The 17,475-nt window shown below is 62.8% G+C and carries 15 protein-coding genes; 10 read left to right on the forward strand and 5 right to left on the reverse strand.

What is annotated here, in order from left to right; genetic code table 11:
- The 7 genes from EAY64_RS20640 to EAY64_RS12785 all read left to right on the forward strand — a co-directional run.
- On the forward strand, positions 1-304 hold a 304-nt coding region (locus EAY64_RS20640; RefSeq protein ID WP_233566489.1), incomplete at its 5' end, for a hypothetical protein.
- Positions 305-528: 224 nt separating this feature from the next.
- The gene (locus EAY64_RS12760; protein ID WP_103525134.1) at positions 529-1,350 is read left to right on the forward strand and encodes a hypothetical protein; all 822 of its coding nucleotides are present in this window, start codon (positions 529-531) and stop codon (positions 1,348-1,350) included.
- Between the two features lie 271 nt (positions 1,351-1,621).
- Positions 1,622-3,310: a sensor histidine kinase gene (locus EAY64_RS12765; RefSeq protein WP_103525135.1), complete on the forward strand. Its 1,689-nt coding sequence runs from the start codon at positions 1,622-1,624 to the stop codon at positions 3,308-3,310.
- Positions 3,307-3,678, forward strand: a complete 372-nt coding sequence (locus tag EAY64_RS12770) for a response regulator (protein ID WP_103525136.1) — start codon at positions 3,307-3,309, stop codon at positions 3,676-3,678. The genes EAY64_RS12765 and EAY64_RS12770 overlap by 4 nt, the downstream gene beginning before the upstream one ends.
- A 97-nt stretch (positions 3,679-3,775) precedes the next feature.
- Complete coding sequence (locus EAY64_RS12775) at positions 3,776-6,541, forward strand: PAS domain-containing hybrid sensor histidine kinase/response regulator (RefSeq protein WP_147456222.1); 2,766 nt, start codon at positions 3,776-3,778, stop codon at positions 6,539-6,541.
- A 3-nt stretch (positions 6,542-6,544) separates the two neighbouring features.
- A complete protein-coding gene (locus EAY64_RS12780) occupies positions 6,545-7,630 on the forward strand; it encodes an HD domain-containing phosphohydrolase (protein ID WP_103525138.1) in 1,086 nt (361 codons plus the stop codon).
- Positions 7,623-9,524 (forward strand): diguanylate cyclase, encoded by a 1,902-nt coding sequence (locus EAY64_RS12785; RefSeq protein ID WP_158604694.1) that lies wholly within the window; start codon positions 7,623-7,625, stop codon positions 9,522-9,524. Before EAY64_RS12780 ends, EAY64_RS12785 begins: the two co-directional genes overlap by 8 nt.
- 123 nt (positions 9,525-9,647) lie before the next feature.
- Here the strand turns inward: EAY64_RS12785 and phhA are convergent, their stop codons facing one another.
- Positions 9,648-10,541 carry a phenylalanine 4-monooxygenase gene (phhA, locus tag EAY64_RS12790; protein WP_103525208.1) on the reverse strand — a complete coding sequence of 298 codons (894 nt, stop codon included), beginning with the start codon at positions 10,539-10,541 and terminating at the stop codon, positions 9,648-9,650.
- Between the two features lie 138 nt (positions 10,542-10,679).
- On the opposite strand from phhA, the gene EAY64_RS12795 reads away from it, so the two are divergent.
- Complete coding sequence (locus EAY64_RS12795) at positions 10,680-11,153, forward strand: Lrp/AsnC family transcriptional regulator (RefSeq protein WP_103525140.1); 474 nt, start codon at positions 10,680-10,682, stop codon at positions 11,151-11,153.
- Here the strand turns inward: EAY64_RS12795 and EAY64_RS12800 are convergent.
- Positions 11,150-12,073 carry a DUF808 domain-containing protein gene (locus tag EAY64_RS12800; protein WP_103525141.1) on the reverse strand — a complete coding sequence of 308 codons (924 nt, stop codon included), beginning with the start codon at positions 12,071-12,073 and terminating at the stop codon, positions 11,150-11,152. The genes EAY64_RS12795 and EAY64_RS12800 overlap by 4 nt on opposite strands.
- A 125-nt stretch (positions 12,074-12,198) precedes the next feature.
- Complete coding sequence (locus EAY64_RS12805) at positions 12,199-13,107, reverse strand: ion channel (RefSeq protein ID WP_103525142.1); 909 nt, start codon at positions 13,105-13,107, stop codon at positions 12,199-12,201.
- Positions 13,108-13,222: 115 nt separating this feature from the next.
- Between EAY64_RS12805 and cls the strand changes: the two genes are divergently transcribed.
- A complete protein-coding gene (gene cls / locus EAY64_RS12810) occupies positions 13,223-14,671 on the forward strand; it encodes a cardiolipin synthase (protein ID WP_199734442.1) in 1,449 nt (482 codons plus the stop codon).
- 68 nt (positions 14,672-14,739) lie between these two features.
- Positions 14,740-15,711: a M14 family metallopeptidase gene (locus tag EAY64_RS12815; protein ID WP_103525209.1), complete on the forward strand. Its 972-nt coding sequence runs from the start codon at positions 14,740-14,742 to the stop codon at positions 15,709-15,711.
- 10 nt (positions 15,712-15,721) lie between these two features.
- Here the strand turns inward: EAY64_RS12815 and EAY64_RS20830 are convergent, their stop codons facing one another.
- Positions 15,722-16,432, reverse strand: coding sequence for a methylated-DNA--[protein]-cysteine S-methyltransferase (locus EAY64_RS20830; RefSeq protein WP_304511172.1), 711 nt, complete (start codon positions 16,430-16,432; stop codon positions 15,722-15,724).
- Positions 16,429-17,340, reverse strand: a complete 912-nt coding sequence (locus EAY64_RS12825) for a DNA-3-methyladenine glycosylase family protein (protein ID WP_103525144.1) — start codon at positions 17,338-17,340, stop codon at positions 16,429-16,431. The genes EAY64_RS20830 and EAY64_RS12825 overlap by 4 nt, the downstream gene beginning before the upstream one ends.
- Positions 17,341-17,475 lie beyond the last annotated feature (135 nt).

The following is a 17,475-nucleotide window of genomic DNA, read 5'->3' on the forward strand; positions in this document are numbered from 1 at the left end:
TGTCGGGCAGCCGCAGGCCATGCTTGTGGGGTGGCCTTTCGGGATGGGAGGGGCCTTTGGCCACACAAAGGCCCTTTCCCCGCCGTGCGGAAGCGGCAGGAAAATCATCATCCGCGTCAGCGGATACAGAACCTATGTGTTCTTTAAGATAGCCATGCGCAAGGTCGCGCAAATTGTGAAGATGATGGGGATTGGTCAGACAGGGCATCGGATCAGCACAGGACGGCTTCCCCTGCCCTACCACAGCGTAGACAAAAAAAGGGCCTGGGCAATATTGCCCAGGCCTGGCTTGATGCACGATTAAAGCCGCAGATTGCAACGGGACAGACTCACTCGCAAACCCGGCGCCACCGGGGATGCCCTATCCACTATGCAAACACCGTGCCAGCTTTTTTCCATTGATTTCCAGAGTATTTCCAGCCCATCGCCAGCCATTTCGTGCTGCATCGCACCAAAATCTGGCCGTAGCTGCACCGAATTCAGGATTTCCTGCACAACGCTGCAGCATGATTACGCTATGATTAGCGCATGAATACGCCTGCCAACACCAGCAAACCTGTGCCGCAGCCCGAAGCCGAACTGCGCGCCCCGGAAAACGAGAACACCCTCGCCACCCTGGCCATGCCGCTGGGTGAAACGGTATTGACGCTGACTGCCAGCGGGGTGCCCATTTACGGCATTCTGCACCGTAGCCGCGCCATGACAGGGCAGTCCGATTTCTTCCGCCTGCAGTTCCGTGGCTTTGCCCGTACCGAAGGCAACCAGTGGCTGCATTACGCCAATGACGACGCCCGTTTTCACACCAGCTACAACTGTGCCTGGGTGCGGGTGGACCATCCCAGCCGTTCGGTCACTTTCGGCCCGAAGAGCGGTGTCAACTGCGTGGAAGCCTTTACCGGACTGGGACTGGATACCTTTCTGTTTGCCCAGACCATCAGCTGGGTCAAGGGTGCCTACCCAGACTACGCCATCAGCCCGGGCCTGATCGCCATGACCGGTAATGTCAGCGAAGAAGAAAAGCTGCGGCGCAATGCCTTCTATGCCAGCCAGGGTTTTCAGTTCGACTGGCAGGATGCCGCACAGCGTACCGGCCTGTATTTCAAGGACAAGGTCAGCCGCCTGCTGGGCGTGTGGGACAAGGAACACATTCAGGAAGTGGGTGGCGAAGCCATGCTGCAATCGCTGGCACTGCAGGATGAAACCCGCGCCGCACTGGAAGAGAAGGTCAACCGGCTGGAGTCGTCCTGCAGCAGCATGAAGTCGGCCTTGCAAAGAGAGCGCAATACCTCGCAAATCCTGATGGGCGTACTGATTATTGGCGTGATGCTAGCCTTATGGGCCTTGATTTAAGCTGATTACCGTTTAATCCCTACCGGTTTTTTAAGTTAAATTCTATAAAAAGACATAGGCATGCCCTAAATCAAACTTCGATCAGGGGCCTGCCCTTACCATTCCGGCATGGCGGGATGGCCGATGAAGCCACAGTCAGCGGCAAGGGGTGTTCAGCGTGGCAAAGAGATCATGCAGCAGGCACTCCCCTGCCGGCGGCCAGCTTCGCGGCCAATAACAAAGAATAAAGACAGGGCTGTTTCTACGGGCAGAAGCAGCAAGCGGGGCAAAGATGAAACAAGAGAAACAAGGTATTGCCGGGCTGTTCCAGCACGGTCTGGGCAGATTGAGCCTGGAATGGGTGATTCCCTTATTCAGCCTATTCCTGATCGCCATGATCTGGAGTGCGGTGCTGTGGCAGGTCAACACTGACCAAGTCCGCAGCCGACTGGAAATGCAGCGGCAAAGTGAAAACATGGTGCGGGTGTTCGAAGAACACATCTCGCGCACCATTCGCGCCGTCGACCAGTCGGTGCTCTTCCTGAAATACCAGTACGAGTCCGAAGGCAGCAAGATGGACATTCGCAGCTATCTGGACAAGGGCATTATCCAGAGCCAGCTGTTTGTCGGGCTGTACATCATTGGTCCGGACGGCATGCTGGAGCTGTCCAGCGTACCCAATAGCAAGCGCATGAACCTGGGCGACCGCGAGCACTTCAAGGTGCATATTGCCAAGGATAGCGGGCAGCTGTTCATCAGCAAGCCGGTGCATGGGCGGGCCTCGAAAAAATGGTCGCTACAGTTCACCCGGCGTATCAACAAGCCGGACGGCAGCTTTGGCGGCGTAGTGGTGGTGTCGGTCGATCCGTTTTACTTCACCAGCTTTTACAAAGACCTCGATCTGGGCAAGACCGGCGTGGTGACGCTGGTAGGCCAGGACGGCATCGTGCGCGCCCGTACCAGTGCCAAGGATACCGGCATCGGCATGGACATCAGCAGCAGCGGGCTGTTCAAGCAATGGCCCGGACATGACCACGGCGCCTACCAGCAGCTGAGCAGTATCGACAAGGTGCAACGCACTGTCAGCTTCCGTGCGGTGGAAGGCTACCCGCTGGCAGTGCTGATGGGCGTGGGCGAACAGGAAGCCATGGCGGACTATTACGAACACCGCAATGCCTACTTCACCGTCGCGGCCATCATGTCACTGCTGGTATGCCTGGCCGGCTACGTGATGTACCACATGGCGGCCAACCTGAAAAACAGCAAGGCGCAGGCCGAATCGGCCAACCGCATGAAATCGGAATTCCTCGCCCATATGTCGCACGAGCTGCGCACGCCGCTGAACGGCATTCTGGGCTGCTCGGAATTCCTGCAGGCCACGCTGAGCGATCCGGCCGATCTGGAAACTGCCGGCATGATCCACAAGAGCGGCCAGCATTTGCTCAAGCTGGTCAACTCCATTCTCGACATGGCGCGCATTGAGGCCGGCCGCATGCCAATGGAAATTGTCGAGGTACAATTGGCCGCGATGCTGCGCGATGCGGTGGAACTGTACCGGCCCAAGGCCGAAGGCAAGGGCCTGCAGCTGACACTGGACTACCAGCAGGCAGCAGATAGCCCGGAGAGTTGCCGCCTGGATCGCACCAAGCTGACCCAGGTACTGAACAATCTGCTGGACAATGCGGTGAAGTTTACCGAGCACGGCAGCATACAGGTCGAGGCGCGGGTCAGCGCACAGGAATTACAACTGGACATCCGCGACAGCGGCTGCGGCATTCCGCTGGAACAACAACAACTGGTCTTCGAACAGTTCCGTCAAGCGGATGCCTTCCTCACCCGCGCCCAGAGCGGCTCCGGCCTGGGGCTGGCACTGGTGAAGGAACTGGTCCGGCTGATGTCCGGCAAGGTCGGTTTTGAATCACAAGTCGGCGTGGGTACGGTATTCCACGTCAGCATCCCCCTGGAAGGAAAGCAAGAATGAGCGCGCTGGACACCATTCTTGTCGTGGACGACGACGAGATCAATCGCAAGGTGGCGGGCCTGTTCCTGCAGCGCATGGGCTGGAAAACCGATCAGGCCTCCAGCGCGTTCGAGGCTCTGGAACAGCTGCAGCAACATGAATACCACTGCGTGCTGCTGGACATCAGCATGCCCGGCATGAGCGGCATCGAACTGTGCCTGCACCTGCGCGGCAACCCGCGCTGGCATGACTTGCGGCTGATTGCCTATACCGCCCATGCCATGAGCGACGAGCAGGAAGCCATATTGCAGGCCGGCTTTGACGCCATCGTCACCAAGCCGCTGACTCGCGACAGCCTGGTCGCCGCACTGGCCACCCCTGCGGGCTGAGCCAGCAGCCACTGTTGCTGACCCTAACCGAAATGCGGAACCCACGCACCATGCATGCACCACGCCACACCACATCCTCCGCGGAGCACAGTTAACGGTGCAACAGCAAGATCAAGCGACAAACAGGCAGGCCGCCGCGACGGCCGGCGACAACAACAACACCAGCCAGTACATGGATGGCGCACTGCTGCAGCAGCTGGAACAGCTGGGTGACCTGCTGCAAGACTGCGACAGTACCGGACAGCTGCTGTATGCCAACCCGATGTGGCTGCACACGCTGGGTTATGCCGCCAGCGAGCTGGCTACGCTGAATGTATTCCAGCTGCTGGCGGAAGACAGCCAAGCCGCCTTCCGTGAGCAGGCAGCACTGATCGCCCGCGGCCAGCGCCCGCCGGCCATCGAACTGCTCATGTGCGATCGCAGCGGCCAGGCCTTATCGGTACTGGCCAGCTTCAGCCCGCTGCACCGCGAAAACGCGGCAGACGGACTACGCCTGCTGCTGCGCGACATCACCCAGCAGAAAAAGCAGGAACAGTGGCTCTCTACCCTGCTGGACAATATGGACGACGGCATCATCGCCATGGACATGCAGGGCCGGCTCACTTACATGAACCAGGAGGCTGAACGCCTGCTGGGCTGGAGCTTCGCCGAGCTGCATGGCCGCAACGTGCACCAGTACATCCATCACCATCGTGCCGATGGCAGCGAACTGCCGCTGGAAGATTGCCCCATCTATCAATCGGTACAGCAAAAAGCCAGCTACCGCTCAAGCGAAGAAGTGTTTTTCCGCAAGGATGGCCAGCCGCTGGAAGTGCGGGTCAGCAATAGCCCGCTGCTGCTGCGCCAGCAGCTGGCCGGCAGCGTCACCACTTTTTCCGACATCAGCGCCAGCCGGCTGCGCGAACAGCAGATGCTGCAGGCCACCCGCGCCGCAGAAGCGGCCGCCCGCGCCAAGAGCGAGTTCCTGGCCACCATGAGCCATGAAATCCGCACCCCGCTCAATGGCGTCATCGGCATGATAGACCTGCTGATGGATACCCCGCTGGATGCCGAGCAATCCGACTTCGCCCGCACCATCAAGATGTCGGCCGACACCCTGCTGTCCATCATCAACGACATCCTGGATTTTTCCAAAATTGAAGCCGACGGGCTGGAAATCGAATGCATCGATTTTTCGCTGCGCCAGCTACTGGAAGGCACGGTCGACATCGTCGCCAACAAGGCCCATGGCAAGGGCCTGACCCTGGCCAGCTTCGCCACGGCCGAAGTACCGGACAGCCTGCAAGGCGACCCCACCCGGCTACGGCAGATCCTGCTGAACCTGCTGTCCAATGCCATCAAGTTCACCGAGCAGGGCATGGTGCTGGTTTCCGCCACGCTGGAACAGCCCCAGCAACAAGGCGTACAGCTGCGCCTGTGCGTCAAGGACACCGGCATCGGTCTTACCGAGCAGGCCAAGAGCCGCTTGTTCCAGCCCTTCTCCCAGGCAGACAGCTCCACCACGCGCAAATACGGCGGCACCGGCCTGGGGCTGGCCATTTGCAAGCGACTGGCCGAAGCCATGGGCGGCAGCGTGGGGGTGGAGAGCACCCCGGATGTCGGTTCGGAATTCTGGGTCAGCATCCCCTTGCAAGCCACGGCTAGCGACAGCTGCCTGCACACCACCGCCACGCCCAGCCAGCATCTGGTCTTGCTGGCGGGCGACAGCGCCAGCAACCAGCAGCTATGGAGCGATTACCTCAACAGCTGGGCCCTGCCCCACCAGCGGGCCGCAGGCCTCGCCAGCATGCTGGAAACCCTGCGTCAGCTGGATGCCAGCGGCAACAAGCCCGACATCCTGCTGCTGGTGGAGCCGCTGGCGGATGCCACGCTGGAACAGGCCATCCAGACCCTGAGCCTGGAAGGCATTCCCATGGTGGTCTGCCTGCAGGAGCAGGATGGCATGCGCAAGACTGGCTTCGCCCAGCAGGGCATTGCGGTCTTGCACAAGCCGATGAAACAGTCGGCGCTACTGGACGCACTGGCCGTGCAATGGACACCGGGCAGCATCCGCCTGCACACACCGGAAGCCGCCACGGCGCCGGTCGGCCTGCGCCCGGTACAGCATTACCGCCTGCTACTGGCCGAGGACAATGCGGTCAACCAGCGCGTGGCGGCCAGCATGCTGCACAAGCTGGGCTACCGGGTGGATGTGGTCAGCCACGGCGGCGAAGTGCTGCAAGCAGTGGCGCAACAACAGTACGACGCCATCCTGATGGACTGCCAGATGCCGGAAATGGATGGCTACCAGGCCACCCAGGCCATACGCCGCCAGGAAAGCGAAACCGGGCAAGGTGGACACCTGCCCATCATCGCCATGACTGCCAATGCCATGGAGGGCGACCGCGCCATCTGCCTTGAAGCCGGCATGGACGACTATCTGGCCAAACCCATCGAATTCGCCCGGCTCAAGGCCCTGCTGTTGCAATGGCTGCCACAGCAGACGGCCAGCAGCCACCCGCCAGCGGCCAGCCGCGACAACAGCACGCCAGGCAGCTTCACCGTGCAGCGCCTGACCGAATTTCTGGGCGACGACCCGGCCAGCATCGGTGAAATGCTGGACATCTTCCGCGATTCACTGCTGCGCTGGCGCGAACGGCTGCGGCTGGACATCTACACCGGCGGCCAGGGCCTGAAACAGCTGGCGCACGAGCTAAAAGGCAGTGCTGCCAATGTCGGCGCCGATGCCTTGGCCGCCCTGGCCGGCCAGCTGCACGCGGCAGCAGCCGACAACAAGCAGGACAGCATACGCAGCATTGCCGCGCAGATTGAAAGCGAAATGCAGGCGCTGCTTGCCTTCATCGCCGCTTACGGAAAGGACTAAGCCATGTCGCACGTCATCGTGGTGGACGACAACGACACCAACCTGCTGCTGCTGCGTCACATTCTGCAGAAGCTGGACGGCGTCACGGTAGACACCTTTGCCGATCCGCTGCAGGCGCTGGAATGGTGCCGGCAAAACGAGCCCGATCTCATCCTGCTGGATTACATGATGCCGGAGATGGATGGCCTGGAATTCATGCGCCGTTTCTTTGCCCTGCCGCAACGGCAGGATGTGCCGGTGGTGATGGTTACCGCCGATACCGAGCGCGATGTGCGCCATCTGGCACTGCAACAGGGAGCGCGTGATTTCCTCACCAAGCCGGTCGACAAGGTGGAGCTCACGGTGCGGGTCAGCAACCTGCTGGCACTGCGCAAAAGCACCCAGCAACTGGCCAACCGTGCGGCCTGGCTGCTGGAAGAGGTGAAACAGGCCACGTCGGAAATCCGTGCCCGTGAAAAGGAAGCCATCCTGCGCCTGTCGCGGGCGGCCGAATACCGCGATCCGGAAACCGGTGCCCACCTGCTGCGCATGTCGGCCTATACCCGGCTGATCGCCCGCCAGCTGGGACTGCCGCTGCCGGAACAGGAAATGCTGCAGGAAGCCGCCCCCATGCACGACATCGGCAAAGTGGGCATTCCCGATGCCATCCTGCTCAAACCGGGACGGCTGACCGAGCAGGAAATGGCGGTCATGCGCCAGCACCCGCTATTCGGACATGAAATCCTGGCCGGCTCGGTATCGCCGCTGTTGCAATGCGCGGCCGTGGTGGCACTGAGCCATCACGAAAAATTCGACGGCAGCGGCTATCCGCACGGCCTCACCGGCCAGGACATCCCGCTATGGGGCCGCATCGTGGCCGTTGCCGACGTGTTTGATGCCCTTACCTCGGCCCGACCCTACAAGCAGGCCTGGCCGCTGGAGCGTGCCAGACAGCATCTGGAAACCCAGAGGGGACGGCATTTCGACCCGGACTGCGTCGATGCCCTGTTTGCCCTCTGGCCCGAAGTCATGATCATTCGCCAACGCCATGCGGATGAGCAGGATCCACCCTCGCCACCGGCCGACAGCCGGGGAGCTGGCCATGCTTGAAACCGCAACCTTCAACGAACTCAAGATCAGCGGCAACCTGCCCTCGCCCAAGGGCAGCGTGCTCAAGGTCATGCAATTGAGCGAGCACAACAATGTGCCGCTGCCGGAACTGATCGCCGTCCTCAATACCGACCCGGTGATGATAGGCCGCCTGCTCAAGGTGGCCAATTCCGCCGCCTTCCTGCGCAGCCGGCCTGCGGTGGCGCTCACCCCCGATGTGCTGATGGCCATTGGCCTGAACGCGGTATACCAGGTGGCCCTCACCTTTGCCCTGGTAGCCGAGCATCGCCGTGGCCAGTGCGCGCAATTCAACTATGACCACTACTGGTCGCGCGCGCTGGCTTGCGGTACGGCCATGCAGTTGCTGGGCAGCCAGCAGCGGCTGGCCCCACCCGGCGAACTGTTTACCATCGGCATGCTGTCGTCCATCGGCCAACTGGCCATGGCCACCCTGCACCCGTCGGCCTACGGCGAGCTGATCGCCAGCCACGGCGGCCCTTACGCCCCGGTGCTGACACGGCTGGAAACCGAGCAGTTCGGCTATCACCACCTGGACATCGCTGGCGCACTGCTGCGCGACTGGGGCCTGCCCAAGATGTTCTGCGATGCTGTCGCCCTGCATGAAGAAGCCGATTTCGCCAGCGCCGGCGACGGCACGCGTGCCGCCCGGCTGGCGCTGTGCCTGCGCCTGGCCGCGCAAGTGGCCGACCTGTGTTTTCTGGATGGCGAAGCCCGCCTGCATGCCTATGAAACGGTAAAAAAACAGGCGGAGCGCATGGAAATCGACCCCAGTCATTTCCCGCGCCTGTGCGACGAGGTGGTGCGTGAATGGCGCGAATGGAATGCCCAGCTGGCCATTAACACGCCGGAAGTCGAATCCTTTACCCTGCTGGAACGCCGCAACAGCATGACGCCACGCCTGCCGGAAGCCGAAGCCGAGCAGGAAGCGCTGCATATCCTGGTGGTGGAAGACGAGGCCAGCCAGCGCATGATGCTGCAACGCCTGCTGCAACTACTGGGGCATAAGGTTGAAGTGGCCGCCGATGGCCAGGAAGCCTTCGACATCGTGCTCGACAAGCGCCCACAGCTGGTGATTACCGATCTGGCCATGCCCGGCCTGGACGGCCTGCAGCTGATCCGCCGCCTGCGCGCCATTCCGGAAGGCCGTCAGCTTTACATCATCGTGCTGACCATTCTGGACGATGAAGACAATCTGGCCGAGGTGTTCAGCAGCGGTGCCGACGACTTCATCAGCAAGCCGATTCCGCCGCGCATCCTGCAGGCCAGGCTGAAAGCTGGCCAGCGCATCATCCAGGAACAGCGCAGCCTGCGCCAGGAACAGGAGCTGCTGCGCCGTCATCTGGAAGAACTGTCCATCGACAACCAGCTGGCCCAGGAAGCCGCCCAGACCGATGGCCTGACCGGCCTGTACAACCGGCGCTATGCCATGCGCTACCTGCCGCAGATCTGGGACGAGGCCAAACTCAGCCAGCAGCCGCTGGCCGCGCTGATGCTGGACATCGACCACTTCAAGGTGGTGAACGACGAGCACGGCCACGATGTCGGCGACATCATCCTGCAGGAATTTGCCGGCATCCTGCGACTGTTCTGCCGCCGCTCCGACATCATCTGCCGTTTTGGTGGCGAGGAATTTCTCATCATCCTGCCGGATACCCGGCTATCCACCGCCATCCAGGTGGCCGAGCGCATTCGCGCCACCCTGGCCAACCGCAGCATGGTGGCGTCCGGGCTGGCACTGTGCCTGACAGTCAGCATCGGCGTGGCGGAGAAAAAACCGGCGCATGCCAATGTCGAAGCCTTGATCAAGGCAGCCGACCAGGCGCTGTATCAGGCCAAGCGCACCGGGCGTAACCGGGTGGAGGCTGCACTCTGAGCCGGTGCTTAGCCCAGCGGGAGCAGACAAACGCACAAGGCCGGCACCCCATACGGGCTGCCGGCCTTGTGCTGCGCCATGCACTGCCTGGCGCGCAGGAGCTGTTGATGATCGACGAAACGCTCAGAGATCGTCGCTATCCGCCCAGCCGTCCTGGTTACCGATATGGAACACCTTGTCGGCAGCCTCCACATCACCTGCGCCCAGCGTGGGCAAGGCCTGCAGCGCCTGGTAGATCGGCGTGAAATCGACAGCGGTGGCCTCAAACAGCTGCTGGAAGCTGTCGATGACAAAGTAGGTTTTCTGGAAAGTATCGATGCGGTAGCGGGTACGCATCAGCCGCTGCAAATCAAAACCGATGCGGTTGGGACTGGCGCTGTCCAGGCAGTACAGCGACTCCGATTTGCTGGAGAGAATACCGGCGCCGTAAATGCGCATGCCCTGCGGCGTATTGATCAGGCCAAACTCCACGGTGTACCAGTACAAGCGCGCCAGTACCGGCAGAAAACCCAGGTTCTTTGCCTTCATGCCACCCTGGCCATACGCCTGCAGGTAGTCGGCAAACACCGGGTTGATCAACAGCGGCACATGGCCGAACAGGTCGTGAAACACATCCGGCTCTTGCAGGTAATCCAGCTGATGCGGCTCGCGCAGCCACCAGGTTACCGGGAAACGACGATTGGCCAGATGCTCGAAAAACACATCGTCCGGGATCAGGCCTGGCACTGCCACCATGCGCCAGCCGGTGGCAGCCAGCAGCTTTTCATTCAGCCGGGCGAAGTCCGGCACGCGGTCGGCGTCCACCTCCAGCTGTTGCAGGCCCTGCATGAACTCGTCACAGGCGCGGCCCGGTAGCATGGCACACTGGCGGCGGTACAGCGTGGCCCAGGTGGCGTGGTCTTCGGCGCTATAGCGCTCCAGCGGCTGCGGCAGGGTGTAGTCGACAGGATCGTGGCGCAGTCCCTGGTTTTTGCGGGTGGTGATATCGGGGACGACAAAATCGCTGCGGTCGTTCATGGCGGCAAATCCGGCGGGTGGGGATGCTTTCAGTGTAGAGGCGGCAGCATGCGGCGGGTCCGCAAGTTTTGCCTTGTCAGCAAAATATTTGCATACTTGCCGCATCAAACAGCAAATTCACGCGGAGAATCTGCATTAATGGAACTGGATCGCTTTGACTGGCAAATTTTGCAGGCTTTGCAGCAGGATGCCCGCAGTACCCATCAGAAGCTGGCGCAGCAGATTGCCCTGTCCGCCTCGCAGATAGGCCGGCGCATCCAGCGCATGGAAGAACATGGCGTGGTACAGGGGTATCAGGTGAGCATCCTGCCGGAGAAAATCGGCCTGTCAGTGATGGCCTTTGCCCATGTCAGCCTAGAGCGCCACAGCGAAAGCTCGCTGCGCGAATTCGCCCAGGCCATCGATGCGCTGCCCGAGGTACTGGAATGCTATGCCACCGCCGGCGAGGCGGATTACCTGCTGCGCATCGTGGTGGAAGACCTGCCCTCGCTATCGCGCTTCGTGATGAACCGGCTGATGCAGCTGTCGCTGGTGCGCAGCGTCAAGTCCACCATCATCCTGGATGCGATCAAGCACAGCAGCAAGCTGCCGCTCCGCCAGGACAGGCCCTAGCGGCGCAGCCGCTGCCAGCCCGATAGCAGACCCAGCGCCAGGGTGCCTGCCACCATGCCCACCAGCACATCCAGCAGGGCCGGTACCAGCAAGCGCGCCAGCGCAGCGACTGCCGGCAGGTGCGACAAGGGGTGCAACAGGGCTTCGATGGCATGGTGCAGCGCCGGCCAGCCGTGGCTGATGATGCCGCCCCCCACCATGAACATGGCCACGGTGCCGACCACGGCCAGCGCCTTCATCAAGCAGGGCATGCCACGAATCAGCCCGCGCCCCAGCATGCTGCGCAGCGGTCCACCCTGGCGCAGCAGGTAAAGGCCGATATCGTCCAGCTTCACCAGCAGGGCGACAAAACCGTATACCCCCACGGTCATGATCAGTGCCACGGCCACCAGCACCACCAGCTGCGTACTCAGGCTGGCAGCAGCCACGGTGCCCAGGGTGATGGCGATGATTTCCGCCGACAGCACAAAATCGGTACGCACGGCCCCCTTGATCTTGTCACGCTCCAGCGCCTGCAAATCGCCGGCCTGATCCGCCAGCTCGGCAGCCAGTTCCGCCTCGCGGGCGGCAGCATCGGCCTTGTCGTGCAACAAGGGGTGTGCCAGCTTTTCCATGCCCTCCAGGCAGAGGTAAACACCCCCCAGCATCAATAGCGGCATCACCGCCCATGGCGCAAAGGCGCTCAGGGCAAGGGCAAGCGGCACCAGGATGGCCTTGTTGCGCAAGGATCCCCTGGCCACCGCCCACACTACCGGCAACTCCCGTTCGGCACGCACTCCGGACACTTGTTGCGCATTGAGCGCCAGGTCATCCCCCAATACACCGGCCGTCTTGCGCGCCGCCACCTTGGTCATCACTGCTACATCGTCCAGCACGCTGGCGATATCATCCAGCAAGGTAAGCAGGCTGGCTCCCGCCATGGTTTTTCCTTCATGTCTTGTTGCAGCTGGCCCGGTGGGCCGCCGCTGTTATTGGCCACCGGCAGCGCGGCCGGCTGGTCTTGAACGACAGGCTGGGTATTGTAACGGATGGCGCCGGCAGCGGCTCAGCCGCTGGCTTGCTCCTCGCCCTGGATGCGCTCCGGCATGGGCGAGATTTCGTGCAGCAGGCCGAAGTCGACATGGTCTTCGCCGTGCTCATCGGTATACAGCAAGTCCTTGTACTGGTAGTTCCAGCGGATGTCCTCGTGCTGGAAGATATGGCGTGATGCCATGGCCTGACGGGTGATCTCATCGCTACCGCTGATCGACAGGATGAATCCGGCCTGCAGCTGCGCCAGCTCCTCGACGCTACGGCCATACAGCGGGCTGTGCGCATCGATGACATGCATCAGCGTCCAGCTGAGCACGAACATGGGGTGGTGCTGGCGCTGTAGCTTGAGATCGTGCAGCCGGCGCAGGCGGGTGCCTTCGCTGCTGACCGTATTCAGCAGCATGTGCAGCTGGGCCTGGGCATCGACAATCACGTTCTGCCGGGCATTGGCCGCCCGTAGCATCAGCACCTGCTGGCCATCCATGGGGCGGATCACCGGGTGGCGCGAAAACACGATGCGCGAGCGTGGCAAGGAAAAGCGGGCGAAAGTCACCCCGGTCACCAAGGCCAGGCTCATCATGCCGATGAAGATTTCCAGCATGCTCACTACATGGGCGTATACCGTCTGCGGATGCATGTCGCCATAACCCACCGTGGCCAGCGTTTCCACGCTGAAGAAAAACGCGCCGCGAAAATCGGCCGGAAACTGGTTGGCAATGCTGCCGGGCATTAGCTGGTACAGGCTGGCAAACAGCAGGTTCAGCACGCAAAACAGCAAGCCGATGGCCACATAGAATTGCGGCCAGCTCATGGTCATGCTCACGTGATAGATATCGTGCGCCAGCCGCAGCGGCAATCTGTGCACATGAATGATGCGCCCGCCCACTTCCAGCTGCCTTACCCTGCTGCCCTGCTGTTTCATCTGTCTGCCTCTCTGACCGGTTGCGGCCATTGTGTGCAGGCCGTCAGCCAGCGTCAATGCACGGCTGGCCGCCGTATTTGGACGCAGCCATCACCGCTCTGGCATGATGCCAGCCATGAGCGCCACTTCTGCCCTGATCCTGCTGCTACACATCAGCCTGCAATTGCTGCTGATCGTGCGCGTACTGCTGCGCCCCTACCGCGACCCGGCCGCCCGCATCGCCTGGACGGTGGTGGTGGCCACCCTGCCCTTTATCGGCATCACCGCTTATGTGCTGCTGGGTGAAGTCAGCATTGGCCGCCGCCGCATGGCCAGGCTGGCCCGTATCCAGCAACAACTGCCGCCACTGCCGGCGCTGGAGCGAACATGGCCGGAGCTGCCGCTGCCAGCGGATCAGGCCCAGCTGTTTCATGTGGGCCAGTCCATCAGCGGCTTCGCACCCTGCAGCGGCAATCAGGCACAGCTGCTGGCCGATTCCAATGCGGTCATCGACAGCATGGTGGCGGACATCGATGCCGCCCGCTCCCATGTGCATCTGCTGTTTTACATCTGGCTGCCCGACCACAACGGCAGCAAGATCGCACAGGCACTGATGCGCGCTGCCGCCCGTGGCGTGCACTGCCGCGCCCTGGCGGATGATGTCGGCTCGCGCGATCTGCTGCACTCGCCGCTCTGGCAGCAGATGCAAGCCGCCGGCGTGCATCTGGCCGTTGCCCTGCCGGTGGGCAATCCGCTGCTGCGCCCGTTCAGCGGCCGTATCGACCTGCGCGATCACCGCAAGATCGTGGTCATCGACCACTTCACCGGCTACTGCGGCAGCCAGAACTGTGCCGACCCGGAATTCCGCATCAAGCCGCGCTTTGCCCCGTGGGTGGATGCCGTCATCCGCATTTGCGGGCCGGTGGTGCAGCAGAACCAGCGCCTGTTCGCCACCGACTGGATGCTGGCCTGTCAGGAAGATCTCGGCCCGCTGCTGGCCGCCGCACCGCCACCGCCGCTGGCCACGGACGGGCCGCCACTGCTGGCCCAGGCCATCGGCACCGGCCCCACCGCCCGTCACTCGGCCATGCCGGAACTGTTTGTGGCACTGATGTACAGCGCACGCCGCCAGCTCACCATCACCACGCCCTACTATGTCCCCAACGAAGCCCTGCAAAGCGCGCTGTGCGCCGCCGCCCAGCGCGGTGTGGCCACCACCCTGCTGCTGCCGGCACGCAATGACTCGCTGGTGGTGAGTGCTGCCAGCCGCAGCTATTACGCCGAGCTGCTGGATGCCGGCGTGGTGATTGCCGAATTCCACGGTGGCCTGCTGCACAGCAAGCTGATGACGGTGGACGAGGACATCTGCCTGATCGGCTCGGCCAATCTAGACCGCCGCAGCTTCGAGCTGAATTACGAAAACAATCTGCTCTGCCACAGCCGCGAGCTGACCGCCAGCTTGCGCGCACGCCAGCAAGCTTATCTGACGCATTGCAGCCTGGTCAGCCCGGCCGAAGTCGCCGCCTGGCCGCTGTGGCGCCGGCTGTGGAACAACACCGTAGCCATGCTGGGGCCATTGCTGTAAAGCATTGCGACACACCCAGCCCAGCCCTGCAGAATAACTCGCCATCATCACCGTTGCCGGAAACCACCATGAGCCAGCCACTGCATTTCCACTCCCTCCACTACACCACGCCGGACAAGGGCCCCAAGCTGATTGTGCTGGGTGCGGTACATGGCAATGAAACCTGCGGCAGTGCCGGCATCCGGCGCATCCAGGCCGAGCTGGAACAAGGACAGCTGCGGCTGCAATGCGGCAGCCTGACGCTGGTGCCGGTGGTCAACACCCTCGCCTACCAGCTGGGACAGCGCGGAGCCGACCGCAACCTGAACCGCAATCTGGCACCGGTGGCCGCACCGCAGGATTTCGAAGACCACGTCGCCAACTGGCTGTGCCCGCTGCTGGCCAGCCATGAAGTGCTGCTGGACCTGCACTCCTTCCAGTCGCCCGGCCAGCCCTTTGTCTTTATCGGCCCGCGCGACAATCAGGACAGCCTGGAGCCCTTTGCCCATGCCGCACAGGAAGAAGCCCTGGCCGCACGCTTGGGCGTAGGCCGGCTGGTGGATGGCTGGCTATCGACCTATGCGCTGGGGGTGCAACGGCGGCTGGAGCTGTTCGGCCACAGTGAAAACCGCCAGCGACAGCTGAATACCGACGCCCGCTACGGCATGGGCACTACCGAATTCATGCGAGCCAACGGCGGCTGGGCAGTGACACTGGAGTGCGGCCAGCATCAGGACCCGGCAGCGCCCGATGTAGCCTATCAGGCCATCCGCAACACGCTGGACCATCTGGGCATGGCCGCCGCAGCGACACCGGCAGCGCCGGCAGCCATGGAAACGCTGAGTCTGTACGAGGTAGTGGACAAGCTGCATGACGACGACTGTTTCAGCCGCCCCTTTGCCAGCTTTGACCCAGTCGGCAAGGGCGAGCTGATCGGCAGCCGCCATGATGGCAGCCCGGTACTGGCGCTGGATGATGGCTGCATCGTGTTTCCCAACCCGGCCGCGCAGAGCGGGCAGGAGTGGTTTTATCTGGCACGGCCCAGCCAGCGGCTGGGATAGTACCCGCGACTCAAACCTGGCCAGCCGCGCCAAACAGCCCCGGCACGGTGTTTTCCTGCTCGAAGCGCAGCAGCGCCGACTTGAGCGGCAAACCGCCGGCATAGCCGGTAAGGCTGCCATCGGCCCCCAGCACGCGGTGGCAGGGCACGATCAGTGCAATCGGGTTGGTGGCATTGGCCCGCCCCACCGCACGGGCAGCACCGGGCTTGCCCAGTGCCAGCGCCAGTTCGCCATAACTCATGGTTTCGCCATAGGGAATGCAGCACAAGGCCGCCCACACCTGTTGCTGGAAGGCGCTGCCGCGTGCTGCCAGCGGGATATCAAAACTGCGTCGTTCACCACGCTCGTACTCGTGCAACTGGCGTGCCACCTCGGCCACGGCGGCATCATCGCGCCGGCTGCCCGATAGCTGTGCCCGCTGCAACTCCTGCTCCAGATGAAAATCCAGCCGCAATAGCCGGCCCTGCAAATCCAGCCACACCATGGCCGGGCCAAAGCGGGTGGCCACCACGCCATGGCAGGCGGCATGCTGCGGAGCCTGCAATACCGGCTGGGCAGCTTCATCGCGAGTGGACAGTACCGCAGGCGGTGTGTCACTCCACAAGCCACCCTGGGCAAACAGCGGCGCAGACGGTGCGGCGTGGTGGGTGGCCTGGTCGGTGGCCTGGGCCACACCCTCCGGCGCGGGCGCACTAAACAGATCGGGAGCGGAATATTTCATGTGTTCTCCGACAGGCTGGCCCACAAATGCAGGGTGGCCAGACTGCGACAAGGGGCGAATGCCTGCATCAGCTGCTCGGTCTGGCGGGCATCAGGCCGCTGTGGCAGGGCATGAAAACGTTGCAGGGCGGTAGCCAGGCCGCTGTCACCAATAGGCGCGCAATCGGCAAAACCCAGCCCGCGCAGCATGACATAGCGCGCCGTCCACGGCCCCACTCCATGCAGCGCCAGCAACTGGCGCTCGGCCTCGCTGGCACTCTGCCCGGCCAGCGCCGCCAAAGGCAGGCTGCCATCCAGCACGGCACGCGCCGCGCCCAGCAGATAGGCCGCCTTGGAACGGGAAAAGCGCAGAGCAGTGAGCTGCTCCGGCTGCAGCGCCGCCACCTCGGCCGGGCCGGGATGGGCCAGCAGCGCGCTGCCGGCAATCGGCAGGCCGGCCAGCTGAATCAGGCTGCGCCGCAGTGCAGTAGCAAAGGAAAGATTGATTTGCTGGCCGATGATGGCCCAGCACAAGGCTTCGAACGGCTCCGCCGTCAGCGGCAGCCACAAGGCCGGCCGGCCCCCCAGCAGCCGCGCCACGGCGGGCCGGCTCTCCACCAGCGCCTGCCAGTTTTCACGCTGGCCATCCAGCCCCAGCATGCGGCGCACCGCCGGTTCTGCTGCCGGCAGCAGCGCCGGCCAGTCCAGCAGGGCTGACCCGCTCAACACGGCATGCACCTGCCCGGCGTCAAACTCCAGCTGCAGCGATAGCGGCGCACCATGCAACAACAAGCCTTTGTCCAGGCGATTGCCCTGCCAGCGTTCGGCCGGCCCGGCCGGATCGCGACCGTGATAGGCCAGCGCCGTGGCGGCGTGATAGTCCGCCGGCAAGGACAGGGTAAAACCGTGCTGCGCCACCACCTGTTGCATAAAGCCTCCAGCCTTGCGGCCAGAATGGCCGACGACCCGGCATTATCGCGCAGAAGCGGTCCGACCACACCTTGCGGCTTGCGCTGAAATTCATCAACGCGGCGCTCCGCTGCCGCCATGGAAGAATGACGTCAT

Source organism: Aquitalea palustris (assembly GCF_003693445.1).
Lineage (GTDB): Bacteria > Pseudomonadota > Gammaproteobacteria > Burkholderiales > Chromobacteriaceae > Aquitalea > Aquitalea palustris.